Origin of the sequence: Microbacterium sp. A8/3-1, from assembly GCF_040267695.1 — a bacterium.
In the GTDB taxonomy this organism is placed as follows: domain Bacteria; phylum Actinomycetota; class Actinomycetes; order Actinomycetales; family Microbacteriaceae; genus Microbacterium; species Microbacterium luteolum.
The window spans coordinates 1,934,741-1,948,403 of sequence record NZ_CP158357.1 but is presented as its reverse complement, the minus strand read 5'-3'; the positions used below and the strand labels follow the sequence as shown (position 1 = coordinate 1,948,403).

The following is a 13,663-nucleotide window of genomic DNA, read 5'->3' as shown; positions in this document are numbered from 1 at the left end:
TTCGATCTGAGGAGATGTCATGGATGAACTGCCCGTCGTGATCATCGGAGCGGGGCCGCAGGGACTCGCCGCAGCGGCGCATGCGACGGAACGAGGGCTGGACGCCGTCGTGCTCGAGCGTGGAGACGCGGCAGCGGCCGCCGTTTCGGAGTGGGGGCATGTGCGTCTCTTCTCCTCCTGGCCCGAACTCACCGATGCGGCCGCTCGCCGCCTTCTCGAGCCGTCGGGGTGGTCCGCTCCGACCGCCGGGTTCCCGACCGGCGCGGAGTGGGTCGACGGATACCTCGCGCCGCTGGCCGGCGCCCTGGGAGAGCGTGTGCGCTACGGCGTCACCGTCACCGGTGTCGCGCGCCAGGGGCGCGACAAGGTCGTTGACGGCGGACGCCGCAGTCAGCCGTTCGTGGTGCACACCCGCAACGTCGACGGCGTCGAGGCACGCATCCTCGCCCGATCGGTGATCGACGCCAGCGGCACGTGGGGGCAGCCGAATCCGGCCGGTGCGGACGGCTATCCCGCGCTGGGCGAGAACGCATCGGCTGATCTCATCTCCTATCGGATCCCCGACGACGTCTCCGCGTTCGCCGGTGCGCATGTGGTCGTGATCGGGGCCGGGCATTCCGCGACCCACGCCGTTCTGCGGCTGAGCGAACTCGCCCGTCGTGCACCCGGCACGCGCGTGACCTGGCTGCTGCGGCGGGGGAGCGCGACCAACGTCTTCGGCGGCGGCGCAGGAGACGAGCTCCCCGAGCGGGCGGCTCTCGGCGTACGTGCTCGCAGGGTGATCGAATCCGGCGTGGTCGATGTCGTCACGGGATTCCGTGTCGCGGAGTTCCGGGATCAGGGCGGTGCGCTCGCCATCCGCTCCGAGGGCGGGCGCGAGGTGACGGATGTCGCTCACGTGTTCGCGCTCACCGGCTTCCGTCCTGACGCCGAGCTGCTTCGGGAGCTGCGCATCGATCTCGACCCGGCGCTCGAGGCCGTGGCCGGGATCGCCGCCGAGATCGATCCGAACATCCACTCCTGCGGTTCGGTGTCGGCGACGGGAGCGCGTCAGCTCGCGCAGCCGGAGCAGGGTCTGTTCGTCGTCGGAGCGAAGTCCTACGGGCGCGCGCCGACCTTCCTCGCGCTGACGGGTTTCGAGCAGGTGCGGAGCGTGGTCGCGCACCTCGCCGGAGATCACGAGTCCGCGGCCCGCAATGAGCTGGTGCTGCCGGACACCGGTGTCTGCGGAGGTGCGGGCGGGTTCGACGAGGGAGCGAGCGGATGCTGCGCCGCCCCTGCGCCATCCGTGCTGCAGATCGGCGCGCGCCCTGTCGCCGTCGGCTGAGGACGCCGATCGCCGGGCAGATGTCCGGTAGGTGAACTCTCGCGCGACGGCTTGCCCCTAATATCGATGAGTGTCAATATAGACACATGTCGATTCAAGAGGCTGAGCAGACCACAACCGAGGCGTGCAGTCCTGTCGCCACCCACGCGATCGGCCTGGAAGCGGCTTCGTCGGTGGCCGCGACGTTGAAGGCGCTCTCCGATCCGCTGCGTCTGCGGATGCTCTCCGCGATCGCCTCCGACCCCCGCGGTGAGTCGTGCGTCTGCGATCTCGCGGAGCTCGCCGACGTCTCCCAGCCGACAGTCTCGCATCACCTCAAGGTCCTGAAGGACGTCGACGTGCTGACCTCGGAGCGTCGTGGCACCTGGGTCTGGTACCGGATCAATCCGAACCGACGCGGCGCGGTGACCGCGCTGCTCGACTCCTTCGCTCCGGCCACGGTCTCCGTGCCGGGGGAGGACGCGGCCGTCGACGACGGACTTCGACCGGACTTCGATGCGCGGGTGACCCGCCTCGCCGAGGAGCTTGCGGCGGAGGTCCCCGCACTCGACTCGGACGTCGTGCTCTCGATCGTGCGCGAGTCGTACACGTCCCTCGCTCGCTCCGCGCGAGTCACCTCGGCGCTGGTGCCTCTCACCGAGCGATTCGCCCGGCAGCGTCTGAGCGATCTCACCCGCGATCGCGATGCATCCGTCCCCCAGGTCCTGTTCGTCTGCGTCGCCAACGCCGGACGCTCGCAGCTCGCCGCCGCGCTGGTCAACAAGCTCGCCGGCGGCAAGGTCGTGGCGCGCTCGGCGGGATCGAGCCCGGCCGATGTCATCCACCCGCATGTGCGCTCGCTTCTCGCCGAGATCGAGGGCGATGCGGCAGGTCAGCGCTTCCCGAAACCGCTCACCGATGACGCGGTCCGCGCGGCCGACGTCGTCGTGACCATGGGCTGCGGCGACGTCTGCCCGATCATCCCCGGCGTCCGCTACGACGACTGGGCTGTGGGCGACCCCGCCCTGGCTTCGCGTGACGGTGTGGAAGCCATCCGCGACGACATCGCCGCGCGGGTCCGCACCCTCGTCGATGACCTTCTTTCCCTGACCCCCTCGCACCAGGAGCAGCCATGACCGAAACGAACACCACCCCCTCCGTCCTCTTCGTCTGCGTGCACAACGCCGGACGCTCGCAGATGGCCGCGGGGTTCCTGCGTGACATCGCCGGCGACCGCATCGAGGTCCGCTCGGCCGGATCCATGCCCGCTGACGCCATCAACCCGATCGCGGTCGAGGCGATGGCGGAGCTCGGCATCGACATCACGGCGGAAGCGCCGAAGGTGCTCACGACCGAGGCCGTCCAGGCATCCGATGTCGTGATCACGATGGGGTGCGGCGACGCGTGCCCGTTCTTCCCGGGTAAGCGCTACGAGGACTGGAAGCTCGACGATCCGGCCGGCCAGGGGATCGACGCGGTGCGGCCGATCCGCGACGACATCCGCAGCCGCATCGAGCAGCTGGTGAGCGAGCTGATCTGACCGGCTGTCGTTCACGAAGATGGGTACCTACATTGGCGGCCATGAGTAAACGGAGCGCCAACTTGTATTGACTTCTTCGCGAGATCCATTGGCGGCAGCGGCGCCGGGTTCGAGACTGGCTCCGGGCATGGACGACACCATGCCCGCGAAACCAACGTCTCGGAGATCAAATGCCCTCGTATCGCAAGCGTGCAGTTGTGCTGACAACTGCGGCCGCATGCCTCCTGTCCCCGCTGGCGGCCGCGCCCGCCGTGGCTGCCGCCGACGCGACCACCGTCAAGACCCTCGTGGTCGGCATCGACGGCGCATCGTTCGACTTCCTCGATGACGCGGACATGCCGAACCTCGACGCACTCAGGGAGCGCGGCATGGTCTCGTCCAGCAACCTGTACGGCACGCCGCTGGCCGGCACCATCTCCGGTCCGGGGTGGTCGACCATCGCCACGGGCGTCTGGCCCGACAAGCACAATGTCGTCGACAACAACTTCACGGCACCTCGGTACGACCTCTACCCCGACTACCTCACGCGCATCGAGGCGGCGCAGCCGGAGCGCTCCACGGCGGTCGTGGCGACGTGGTCCCCGATCGCGACCACGGTCTTCGGGTCTGCCGTGGACTCGCGGATCCAGGGCGGCAACGATGTCGGCACGACGGCCAAGGCGGTCGAGGCGATCGCGGGCGGCGCCGACGACGTGTTCGTGCACCTCGACGAGGTCGACGGCGCAGGGCACAGCACGGGCACGAACGGTGCCGCCTACGCACAGGCACTCGCGAAGGCGGACGGCGAGATCGGCGAGATCCTCGCCGCGGTCGATGCCCGCCCTGCGGATGAGGAGTGGACCATCGTCGTCACGGCGGACCACGGCCACACTCCGACCGGTGGTCACGGCGGAAGCAGCCCGGCCGAGCGCAAGGTGTTCGTGATCGCGGCGGGGCCCGGCATCGAGCCCGGTGTGCGCCACGACGTCAAGATCACCGACGTCGCCCCCACCGTCCTCTCCGCCGTCGGCATCGCCGCGGACCCGGCCTGGGCGCTCGACGGCACGGCCGTATCGGACCTCGCGCCCGATGCCTTCGACGCGCTCCGCCCCGAGCTGCAGACCCGCGCGGACGAGACCCGCCCCGGAGCGGATGTCCTCGGCTGGACGCACGCGGCACCGGAGGGGTGGAGCATCGACAACTCCCTCATGCCCTCCGGCGGCGTGAGGGAATGGGCCGGCTGGTCCTTCGCCACCGACGACTTCTGGACCAACGTCGAGCTGGGGCAGCGTCGGGAGACGTCGGTGCGCGTCCGCGACGTCTTCGCCGTGGCCGACTCGGATGAGTGGGACGACAAGTCGCATGCGGCGGGCGCCTTCGACTCGACGCTGGTCAGCCCCGCATACCCGCTGACCGGTGCTTCCACGGCGACTCTGGCGTATGCGACCAACTACTTCATCGACGGGCCGCAGTCGGCCGAGGTCCTCGTCAGCTTCGACGGCGGCGAGGCGCAGTCGCTCAAGGCGTACACGGCGAACACGAATGCCGAGGAGCGTCTGGTCTTCGACGTGCCCGCCGGCGCGCAGACCGCGCAGTTCCGGTTCCACTACACCGGGACCAACAGCGCGTTCTGGGCGGTCGATCGCGTGGCCCTCGGCCAGGACGCTGCTCCGGTCGACACCACGAAGCCGGTGGCGACCCTCGTCGCGCCGACCGCTGCCGGTCCGATGCCCGCGCTGACGTTGCGCGTCGACGCGACCGACGACATCGGTCTGAAGCGCATCGTCGCGAACATCTACAAGGACGGCACGCTCGTGAAGAGCACGCAGTCCGCGATCGACGGTGCGACGAGCGGTGTACACGAGACGACCCAGACGCTGCCCGACGGTGCGTACACGGTGAAGTACAACGCCGAGGACCTCGCCGGCAACATCGCGCAGACCGGGGTCTTCGCGGTGACGATCGACGCCACCGCTCCGACCGCGACGGTCAAGGAGGGGGCGTCGTTCACGGCGGGTTCCGCGGGGGTCTACGACCTCGTGAGCTTCAAGCTCTTCGATGCGGGCAAGGTCTCGCAGGTCTCCCTCAACGGGGTCGTCAAAGACCTCTCCGACAACACGTGGTCCGACATCAACTACGTGAAGCCCGGCGTCTTCGGCGCGGTCCAGGGCGAGAACACCCTGATCGTCCAGGATGTCGCGGGCAACAGCGCGACGGTGACGTTCACGCTGAACTGATCGCCTCCTCCATGGGTGCGTCGCGACCTGGGCGCGGCGCACCCGTGGTTGTCGGCTGATCCACAGGGAGCACCGGAGGCTCCTTGTATTCTGGAGATCCCAAGGGGAGTACTCCGATACGGTCGGGTCGTCATTACGGGTGCACGTCGCATCCCGGGCCACCGGTTCCTGATCTCAGGAATGGAGAAGACTTTGGCGCTGCTCAGTCACGCCGAGTCTGGAGTCCCCATTGGAAATCACCCCCCTGATCTGGATCATCACGATCGCGGTCACGATCGCCTTCTTCGTGTACGAGTTCTTCGCCCACGTGCGCAAGCCCCACGAGCCCTCGATCGCGGAGTCCGCGCGCTGGTCGATCTTCTACATCAGCCTCGCGCTGCTGTTCGGCGTCGGCCTCGGCGTCTTCTCCGGCTGGACGTTCGGCGGCGAGTACTTCGCCGGGTACCTCACCGAGAAGGCGCTGTCGATCGACAACCTCTTCGTCTTCCTCATCGTGATGACCGGCTTCGCCGTGCCGAAGATCTATCAGCAGAAGGTGCTGATGATCGGCATCGTCATCGCGCTGATCCTCCGCGGCATCTTCATCGCCGTCGGCGCCACGCTCATCGAGAACTTCTCCTGGATCTTCTACCTGTTCGGCGCCCTGCTGCTGGTCCTCGCCTACCGGCAGGCGTTCAGCAGCCATGAGAGCGACCCGGCGAACGGGCGCTTCATGACCTTCGTCCGGCGACACCTCCCCGTCACGAACGAGTATCACGAGGACCGCCTCACCGTGCGCAGGAACGGAACGCGCTTCGTCACGCCGATGCTCCTCACGATCATCGCGATCGGGTTCATCGACCTCGTGTTCGCCGTCGACTCGATCCCGGCGATCTACGGGCTCACCGACGAGGCGTACATCGTCTTCACGGCCAACGCGTTCGCCCTGATGGGTCTGCGTCAGCTGTACTTCCTCATCGGCGGGCTGCTCGAGCGCCTGGTCTACCTGGCCCAAGGGCTCGCGGTCATCCTCGCGTTCATCGGGGTGAAGCTCGTGCTGCACGCCCTCCACGTCAACGAGCTGCCGTTCATCAACGGCGGTGAGCCGATGCTCTGGGCGCCGGAGATCCCGATCTGGTTCTCGCTGCTGTTCATCGCCGCGACGATCACCGTCGCGACAGTCGCCAGCCTCCTCAAGACCCGGCGATCGACGGATGCCGCGGCGCCGTCGACGCCCGCTGTGGAGCCCGCGGCGAGCAGTTCTCTCGAGAGCCCGGAGACGATCGAGGCGGTCACCGCCGCCACCCGCACCTCCGATGGGAAGACCTCGTGAGCGCGCGGGCCCGCCCCGAGACTCAGGCGGCCTGAGCCTGCCCGAGCAGGGTGCTCGCCGTCAGCCGGCGAGACCCGTCCCCAGCTCGCTCAGTCCGTCGTCGAGGACATCGACCAGCAGTCGCGCGAAGCGCCCGTCGGGGTCGAGGTCGGGATCGAACACGGTGATGCTCGCACCGATCGCCTGCGGTGCGAGCGCTCGCAGGAGCTCGGTGAGCTGCGCCTTGTCCAGTCCGCCGGGGTCGGGGCTGTCGACGGCGGGCATGACGGTCGGGTCGAGGACGTCGACGTCGAGCTGGAGCCAGTAGCCGCCAGGCCCCGCCACCTCGGCAGACGCGGCGGCGATGTCGGATGCTCCCCGCGCGATGACATCTGCGGCGGGCGTCACGAGTCCGAGGAGTCCGCGGACCTCCTGCTGATCCTCGTCGTCGGGACGATGACCGATATGCGCCGTGCGCGCAGCAGGGAAGTAGGGCGAGAGACCGTCGATGTCGGCGATCGCCGGCCAGTGGCGTCCGATCGCCGCGGCGAGCGCCTCGCCGGCGACGCTCGCGCTCTCGTCGCTGTTGCCCGGATGGCGGAAATCGGTGTGACCGTCGATGTGCACGAGTCCGGTGTCTCCGCGTCTCGCAGAGGCGATGCCCGCGCCGATGAGCAGGGAGCAGTCGCCGCCGATCACCAGCGGCGCGCGACCGGCGGCGAGCGCGTCGGCGATGCGGGCGGCCAGTCGGCGGGAGTGCTCGATCACGGCCGTCTCGTTGCGCACGCGACCGGGAGCTCGGGTGTCGTCGTCGTCCACGTAGCGCGCGGGGAGGATGACACCCCCGTCGATCGCGCCCTTCGCGACGAGACGAGCGTTGAGCCCTGCTTCGCGGAGCGCCTCGGGCGCCTTCGCCGTGCCGGGGACGCTTCCGGGGAGCGGCGGACGGAGACCGAGATTGCTGGGGGCGGAGAGCAGCGTGAGCATGGTCCCCAGTCTGGCTCCGGGGTCGGACATCGCCTCAGGCGGAGAAGCGGATGCCGGTCGCGCTTTCCGCCGCGGCCCAGAGCTCCGCGCCGACCGTCGGTGCGCGCACCTCGTCCGAGGCGGTCACGCGGGCGGGCGCACCCCGGAACTCGAGCATCCCGCCCGGCCCCCAGTAGTCGCCGCCCATCGCCTCGGCGGCGGTGGCCGCGTGGATCAGGGGAGCGGCGCCGGCGTCCTTGCCCTGCACGAACGGCCGGCTGAGGACGGCGAGAGCGCGGAGCGGAGCGGGCACCTCTGCGAGACCCGGACGGGGCTCGGTGAGCGGATCGACGGCGTACCCCGGATGCGCGCACATCGCGGATCGCGCCGAATCGGCCCACCGCCGGTCGAGCTCGAACGCGAAGGACATCAACGCGGCCTTGGACCGGCCGTACTGTCGGAGGGAAGCGCCGCGCCAGGGAGCCGCGAGCCGCGCGGGCTCGATTCGCGCGAATCGATGAGCCAGAGATCCGACGGCCACGACTCTGGCGTCGTCGGCGAGGTGCGGCATGATCTGGGCCAGAAGTGCGAAGTGCCCGAGGAAGTTCGTTCCGACCATCAGGTCGAGACCGTCGTTGGTCCGCGCCTCGCGTCGGGCCGTCTTCACTCCGGCGTTGCAGATGACGGCATCGATACGCTCTCCGATATCGGCGGAGGCTCGCGCGATGCTGGCGAGCGAACCGAGATCGACGGGGAGGATGCGGAGGTCGGCGTCCGGCGCGCGGGCCACGATCGCGCCGACGGCGGTCCGGGCGCGATCGGTCGAGCGGCATCCCAGGAGCACGCGTGCGCCGCGGACGGCGAGGCGCTCGGCGCACCAGTAGCCGATCCCCGCGTTCGCCCCGGTGACGAGGATCGTACGGCCGTCGAGGTCGTGCGGCTGCAGCGAAGGAGCATCCATCACCCCAACCTAGGGCTCAGGCGTGCGGGCCCTCGTGTTCGTCGTGGTGCTCGTCCTCGAGGATCATCCCGATCGAGGTCGCGCAGGCGTCGCCCTTCCACGCCTCGATGCCCTCGCGCACCGCGAATGCCGCGATGACCAGCCCCGCCACGGCATCCGCCCACCACCAGCCGAACAGCGAGTTCGCGACCAGACCGATCAGCACGGCGCCTGACAGATACGTGCAGATGAGCGTCTGCTTCGAATCGGCGACGGCGGTGGCCGATCCCGCCTCGCGGCCGGCTCGGCGTTCCGCGAGGGACAGGAACGGCATGACGATCACGCTGACGGCGGTCAGGACGATTCCGATCGTGCTGTGCTCGGGGCGTTCTCCCGTGATCAGCGCGAGGACGGACGTCGCGGTCACATAGACCGCGAGCGCGAAGAAGGCGACCGAGATCACGCGCAGCGTGGGCTTCTCCCAGCGCTCGGGATCGCGTCGGGTGAACTGCCAGGCGACGGCGGCGGCCGACAGCACCTCGATCGCGGAGTCGAGGCCGAACCCGATCAGGGCGGCCGAGGAGGCGAGTGAGCCGGCCGCGATGGCTACGCCCGCCTCGACCAGGTTGTACCCGATGGTGATCGCGACGATGAGGCGGATGCGGCGGTGCAGGGTCTCCCGCCGCGCGGGTGCGAGCGTCGTCATCAGCAGGTGCAGCCTTCGCCGTCGCAGCAGTCCGGTTCGACGATCAGCGTCACGCGCAGGAACTCGTCGAGGGCGGGGGAGAGGTGCTCGTCGGCGAGGCGGTAGCTGCTGCGGCGCCCGTCGGGGACGCTCTCGACGAGTCCGCACCCGCGGAGGCAGGCCAGGTGGTTCGACATCACCTGGCGGGAGACACCCATGGTCTCGGCGAGCTCGGCCGGGTAGCGGGCGGAGTCCCGCAGCGCGAGCAGGATGCCGGCACGAGTCGGGTCGGAGAGTGCGTGCCCGAGGCGAGCGAGTGCCGCCGTGTGGGTGAGGGATGCCGTTGCCGAGATCACCGGGCCAGAGTACAGCAGATCCTGAATTCAAGCGAACCTGTACTCAGATACCCGCCGAGGTCAGTACACGATCACGGTCTGCACGGCCACCTCGCCGACCGAGCCGTCTTCGTCGATGAGGTGGAGCGAGACCGTGTGCTGTCCGCCGGTGGAGGGCAGGACGAGATCACCTGACCAGATGCCGTATCCGTCGAGCTCACCCGCCTTCCCCGCGACTCGGCCGTCGACGACGATCGCCACGACGGCGCCGGCGGTTCCGCTGACCGACAGGTGGGCGATCGGAATGCAGTCGGGGTCGGCCGGGTCGAGCTCGATGGAAACCTCGACGTACCACCTCGCAGAAGCGGTCTTCGTCATGAAGTTGTTCGGTGCCACCGCCTCGTCATCGTCGGTCGGTGCGGCCGCGGCTGCACCGGCGTGCCCGTCGGCGGTCGGCGGCGACGTTGCCGGAGGGGTGGTGTGCGGAACTCGGCCCGCGTCATCACCGGTGACCGGCCGATCCGGATCGGTGGCGGGGACGGTGGCGACCGTCGGAGTCGTCGGCGCGGGGAGCGAGGCGGCGGGCTCCGGCGCGGATGCCGCGGGCGGCGGCAGCGCGACCGCCGGTGCGACGACGGCCGTGGCATCCGGTTCGGTCGGGGTTCGCACGAGGAGACTGCCCCCGACCGAGAGCGCCACGGCCACGGCGGCCGCGACGGGCCACAGCACCGGAGCCGCATATCCGACCGCGGCCGCCGCCTGCGCGGTGGGGAAGAAGGCCGGAGCGATGACGAGACCGGCACCTCCGACGAGGAGCGGGCCGAGCGTGATGGCACGGGCCAGATGTCTGGCCTCGCCGGCGGCCGCGCGGCAGTCGGCGCACGATTCGAGGTGCGCCGCGACGAACTTCTGCGGGCGCGGGCCCAGATCGCCCTGCACATAGGCGCCGAGGAGCTCGATCACGCGCCGGTGGTCGGAACCGGCGGCTGCACGGCGAAGGTGCGCGCCGATCCACGCCTTCCGGAGTCCGTCCCTGGCGCGGTACGTCAGAGCGGCGACGGCGTTCGCCCGCATGCCGAGCACGTCGGCGATCTCGCGAGGGGGGAGATGCTCGACCTCGCTGAGCCAGAGCGCATGCTGCCAGCGCTCCGGAAGCGCGCCGAACGCCTCGACGAGGGCTGCGGAGTTCATCATCGCCTCGACGTCGATCGTGCCGATGCCCGACGGCGGCTCCTCGACCTCGTCGAGCGGGACCGTCGACGGCGCGCGCCGAGCGGCTGTCAGCCAGGTGTTGCGCACGGTGGTGAGCAGATAGGGGCGGAACCTCTCCTCCGGTCCCCGGCCGGCGCGCACCAGCTGCAGGATGCTCAGGAACGCATCTGAGACGACGTCCTCAGGATCGGGCGGCGCGGTTCCCAGGCTGCGGGCGTAGGCCACGGCGGTCGGAGCGTGTCGGCGCCAGAGCTCGGAGAACGCACGACGATCGCCGTCGCGACTGCGTCGCAGGAGGTCGGCGTCGGTCTCGTGGGCGGTGTCTGCGCCAGAGCTTTCCATGGGACCTCATGTTCCGTCGCACGACGTCCAGGTGTCGCGAAGGGGATTCAGAGATTACCCCAGACCAGGCGGCCGCCCGGTCAGGGTTACGGCGACCATCGGGCCCCGGAACCAGGGAAAGAGGGTGGGATCCCGGGGAAAGGGATCCCACCCTCTGGCCGCTCGATGTGAGGGGTGGGCGGCCGATGACGGAGCGAGCCGATATCCCCAAAGGCTCGGACCTCCGTCATAGGCAAGACCCCGCGGCGGACGGATCATGACGCGAGTCCGCCGAATCGATCGGCTGCTCTGTCCGCGTCAGCGGATGGCGTACACCGCGCCGCCGACGATCACGGCGACCACGGTGGTCCAGCCGATGATCGCGAGCGCTTGCCAGAACAGCACACGCGCCTTGCCGACGCCGGCGGCGGCGAGCATCGTGGCGGTGAAGTGCGTCGGAAGCAGCAGCGGGCCGAGGAGGCTGACTCCCGGCACGCCGTAGCGCTCGAACGCGCGCTGGAACTTCTCCCGGCGTGCGGCCTTGCGATCGGCGTGCGGCGCCTCGGGCTCGACTGCCGCCGACCCTGCTCCGGCGAGGACGGGCTCGCCCACGCGAGAGCGGTTCACGATGGCGGTGCGGGCGCCCGAGCTCAGCAGCACGAGCACGGCGACGCACAGGAAGTTCCCGACGATGGCCGCGATGGCGGCGATCACCGGGTGGATGCCGCCGATGATCCCGATGCTCGCAGCCCCCTCGCCCTCGATGAAGGGGATCGCGCCGGCGAGGGCGACGATGAGCGGCTGCAGGAGGTCGGGGACCTGGGCGACCCAGTTCTGGAAGATCTCGATGAGGTTCATGGGGTGTGCTCCCGTGGTCTGTGCGGACGGCGTCTCCGTCACGATGGATCCAGTCCACCGCTCGCGGGCTCCGCACGACAGTGCCCGGCCGTCACCGCTTCTCGGGTGTATCGCACGTCGTATCCGTGACAACTGTCACGCCCGTATCGTGAGAGCGTGAGCAGCCGCATCGAGCCCCTCGCCCCCGCCGTATCGAGCCCCGGGGCGGTCTCGCTGACGCGCGGTGTCACGGCCACCTGGTGGTACACGCTGACCGCGGTCCTGTTCATCGAGGTCATGCTCATCGGTGCCTGGGTGGGCATCGTGGCGGCCATGGACTTCCGCGTCACGGTCGTCCTCGTCGTCGCCGTGGGAGGCCTGCTGTGGTGCGCGTCGACGCTGCTGCTGCTGTTCGACTACCGGCACCGCATCGACGCCGGACCGGGCGTGCCCTGGCGTCGGCTGGCCGTCCCGCTGGTCGTCGCCGTGGTCTTCGGCGGAGTGGCGGGAGCGCTCACCGGCAGCTGGCAGCTCGCGGTCATGCCGCTCGCGCAGTCGCTGGTGCTGCTCAACTGGCCGCGCGGCGTGCGCTTCCGGGTGGTCGTGGCGGCGACCCTGCTCCTGGTGGCGCTCGCCTTCGTCGACTCGGCCACCGACGCGCTCGGGATGGGGATCCCCACCTGGTTGCCCGGCGCCTACGCCGCGCTGCTCCCCGGGATGACGGTCAGCTCGCTGTGGTTCTGGGATGTCATGGTGACGTTGGATCGCGCCCGTGCATCGGAGTCTCGGCTCGCCGCGACGCAGGAGCGACTGCGGGTGGCGACCGATGTGCACGACCTCCAGGGGCACCACCTCCAGGTCATCGCGCTGCAACTGGAGCTGGCGGAGCGACTGCTGCCACGGGATGCGGATGCCGGTATGGAGCAGCTCCGGGCCGCGCGCGTCAGCGTCGACGAGGCACGACAGGGCACGAGGGACCTCGCTACCCGGTTCCGCTCCGTCCCGCTGAGCGATGAGCTCGCCAACGCCCGAGATCTCCTGCGCGCCGCCGGCCTCGAGGTCGAGGCCGTGATCGATCCGGATGCCGCTGCCGCACCGGCATCCGCTCTCGGGCCGGTGATCCGGGAGACGACGACGAACGTGCTGCGACACGGGGGCGGACGCCGTGCCCGTCTCGCCCTCACCCGGACCGCGGATGCCTGGCGCTACGAGATCGCCAACGACGCGGTGCAGGGCGCCGCAGTCGGTGACGACGGCTCCGGTCTGGAAGGTGTGCGACGCCGGATCGACGACGCGCGGGGCACGCTGGAGGTCCATGCGGACGAGGAGGAATTCGTGGTCGTGGTGACGGTGCCGTCGAATGCCGAGGAGGTCCGATGATCCGCGTGCTGCTCGCCGATGACGAGGGGATGATCCGGTCCGCGCTGGCGGCTCTGCTGCGGCTGGAGGACGACATCGAGGTCGTCGCCGAGTGCGAGGACGGGGAGCAGGCGGTCACCGAGGCCCTGCGCCTGCAGCCCGACGTCTGCCTGCTCGACCTCGAGATGCCGGGGCTCGACGGCGTGCAGGTCGCCGAGCGTCTGAATCGGGCGATCGCGACGCGCTGCGTCGTCGTCACCCGTCACGCGCGTCCCGGCGTGCTGCGTCGCGCGCTGGCATCCGGCGTCGCGGGGTTCCTGCCGAAGTCCCGCGGTGCCGACGAGGTCGCCGCCGTCATCAGGCGGGTCGCCGCGGGGGCCCGCTACGTCGACCCGGAGATCGCTGCCGATGCGCTCAGCGACGAGCGCTCGCCGCTGACCGACCGCGAGCTGGACGTGCTGCGTGTCGGGCGGCGGGGGAGACGACGGGACAGATCGCCCGCGCCCTCGCGCTCGCGCCGGGAACCGTCCGCAACCACATCTCGGTGATCCTCGGGAAGCTGCACGTCGGCACCCGGCAGCAGGCCGTGCTGATCGCCGAGGAACGCGGCTGGATCTGAGTGGAACCGCGTCCTGGGGGTCGCTAGGCTGGCGGC

General features: G+C 70.0%; 12 protein-coding genes and 1 pseudogene. 7 read left to right on the top strand and 6 right to left on the bottom strand.

What is annotated here, in order from left to right; all coding sequences use genetic code 11:
• Window positions 1-19: 19 nt before the first annotated feature.
• The 5 genes from ABS642_RS09620 (at window position 20) to ABS642_RS09600 (ending at window position 6,374) form a co-directional block, all read left to right on the top strand.
• Complete coding sequence (locus ABS642_RS09620; RefSeq protein ID WP_350353145.1) at window positions 20-1,327, top strand: NAD(P)-binding domain-containing protein; 1,308 nt, start codon at window positions 20-22, stop codon at window positions 1,325-1,327.
• Between the two features lie 86 nt (window positions 1,328-1,413).
• Window positions 1,414-2,442: a metalloregulator ArsR/SmtB family transcription factor gene (locus tag ABS642_RS09615; protein WP_282214438.1), complete on the top strand. Its 1,029-nt coding sequence runs from the start codon at window positions 1,414-1,416 to the stop codon at window positions 2,440-2,442.
• Window positions 2,439-2,846 (top strand): arsenate reductase ArsC, encoded by a 408-nt coding sequence (locus ABS642_RS09610; RefSeq protein ID WP_350353144.1) that lies wholly within the window; start codon window positions 2,439-2,441, stop codon window positions 2,844-2,846. The genes ABS642_RS09615 and ABS642_RS09610 overlap by 4 nt, the downstream gene beginning before the upstream one ends.
• 197 nt (window positions 2,847-3,043) lie before the next feature.
• Window positions 3,044-5,062, top strand: a complete 2,019-nt coding sequence (locus ABS642_RS09605) for an alkaline phosphatase family protein (protein WP_350353143.1) — start codon at window positions 3,044-3,046, stop codon at window positions 5,060-5,062.
• A 229-nt stretch (window positions 5,063-5,291) separates the two neighbouring features.
• A complete protein-coding gene (locus ABS642_RS09600) occupies window positions 5,292-6,374 on the top strand; it encodes a TerC family protein (RefSeq protein WP_350353142.1) in 1,083 nt (360 codons plus the stop codon).
• A 60-nt stretch (window positions 6,375-6,434) separates the two neighbouring features.
• Here ABS642_RS09600 and ABS642_RS09595 read toward each other — a convergent pair whose 3' ends face one another.
• The 6 genes from ABS642_RS09595 to ABS642_RS09570 form a co-directional block, all read right to left on the bottom strand.
• The gene (locus ABS642_RS09595; protein WP_350353141.1) at window positions 6,435-7,340 is read right to left on the bottom strand and encodes an arginase family protein; all 906 of its coding nucleotides are present in this window, start codon (window positions 7,338-7,340) and stop codon (window positions 6,435-6,437) included.
• 34 nt (window positions 7,341-7,374) lie between these two features.
• The gene (locus ABS642_RS09590) at window positions 7,375-8,280 is read right to left on the bottom strand and encodes an SDR family NAD(P)-dependent oxidoreductase (RefSeq protein ID WP_350353140.1); all 906 of its coding nucleotides are present in this window, start codon (window positions 8,278-8,280) and stop codon (window positions 7,375-7,377) included.
• A gap of 16 nt (window positions 8,281-8,296) precedes the next feature.
• Window positions 8,297-8,965, bottom strand: coding sequence for a cation transporter (locus ABS642_RS09585; protein WP_282214432.1), 669 nt, complete (start codon window positions 8,963-8,965; stop codon window positions 8,297-8,299).
• Complete coding sequence (locus ABS642_RS09580; RefSeq protein WP_350353139.1) at window positions 8,965-9,300, bottom strand: metalloregulator ArsR/SmtB family transcription factor; 336 nt, start codon at window positions 9,298-9,300, stop codon at window positions 8,965-8,967. Before ABS642_RS09580 ends, ABS642_RS09585 begins: the two co-directional genes overlap by 1 nt.
• Window positions 9,301-9,360: 60 nt before the next feature.
• Window positions 9,361-10,833 (bottom strand): sigma-70 family RNA polymerase sigma factor, encoded by a 1,473-nt coding sequence (locus ABS642_RS09575; protein WP_350353138.1) that lies wholly within the window; start codon window positions 10,831-10,833, stop codon window positions 9,361-9,363.
• A gap of 297 nt (window positions 10,834-11,130) precedes the next feature.
• A complete protein-coding gene (locus tag ABS642_RS09570) occupies window positions 11,131-11,670 on the bottom strand; it encodes a small multidrug efflux protein (protein ID WP_350353137.1) in 540 nt (179 codons plus the stop codon).
• A gap of 156 nt (window positions 11,671-11,826) precedes the next feature.
• Between ABS642_RS09570 and ABS642_RS09565 the strand changes: the two genes are divergently transcribed.
• Together ABS642_RS09565 and ABS642_RS09560 are read left to right on the top strand one after the other, a co-directional pair.
• A complete protein-coding gene (locus ABS642_RS09565) occupies window positions 11,827-13,029 on the top strand; it encodes a histidine kinase (RefSeq protein ID WP_350353136.1) in 1,203 nt (400 codons plus the stop codon).
• Window positions 13,026-13,627, top strand: a pseudogene (locus tag ABS642_RS09560) (response regulator transcription factor). Before ABS642_RS09565 ends, ABS642_RS09560 begins: the two are co-directional and overlap by 4 nt.
• Window positions 13,628-13,663: the final 36 nt, after the last annotated feature.

What these genes read in the sequence shown, in the direction of transcription:
- ABS642_RS09620 (WP_350353145.1), top strand. Translation starts at nt 20, where the DNA reads ATGGATGAACTGCCCGTCGTGATCATCGGAGCGGGGCCGCAGGGACTC.
- ABS642_RS09615 (WP_282214438.1), top strand. Translation starts at nt 1,414, where the DNA reads ATGTCGATTCAAGAGGCTGAGCAGACCACAACCGAGGCGTGCAGTCCT.
- ABS642_RS09610 (WP_350353144.1), top strand. Translation starts at nt 2,439, where the DNA reads ATGACCGAAACGAACACCACCCCCTCCGTCCTCTTCGTCTGCGTGCAC.
- ABS642_RS09595 (WP_350353141.1), bottom strand. Translation starts at nt 7,340, where the DNA reads ATGCTCACGCTGCTCTCCGCCCCCAGCAATCTCGGTCTCCGTCCGCCG.
- ABS642_RS09590 (WP_350353140.1), bottom strand. Translation starts at nt 8,280, where the DNA reads ATGGATGCTCCTTCGCTGCAGCCGCACGACCTCGACGGCCGTACGATC.
- ABS642_RS09585 (WP_282214432.1), bottom strand. Translation starts at nt 8,965, where the DNA reads ATGACGACGCTCGCACCCGCGCGGCGGGAGACCCTGCACCGCCGCATC.
- ABS642_RS09575 (WP_350353138.1), bottom strand. Translation starts at nt 10,833, where the DNA reads ATGGAAAGCTCTGGCGCAGACACCGCCCACGAGACCGACGCCGACCTC.
- ABS642_RS09570 (WP_350353137.1), bottom strand. Translation starts at nt 11,670, where the DNA reads ATGAACCTCATCGAGATCTTCCAGAACTGGGTCGCCCAGGTCCCCGAC.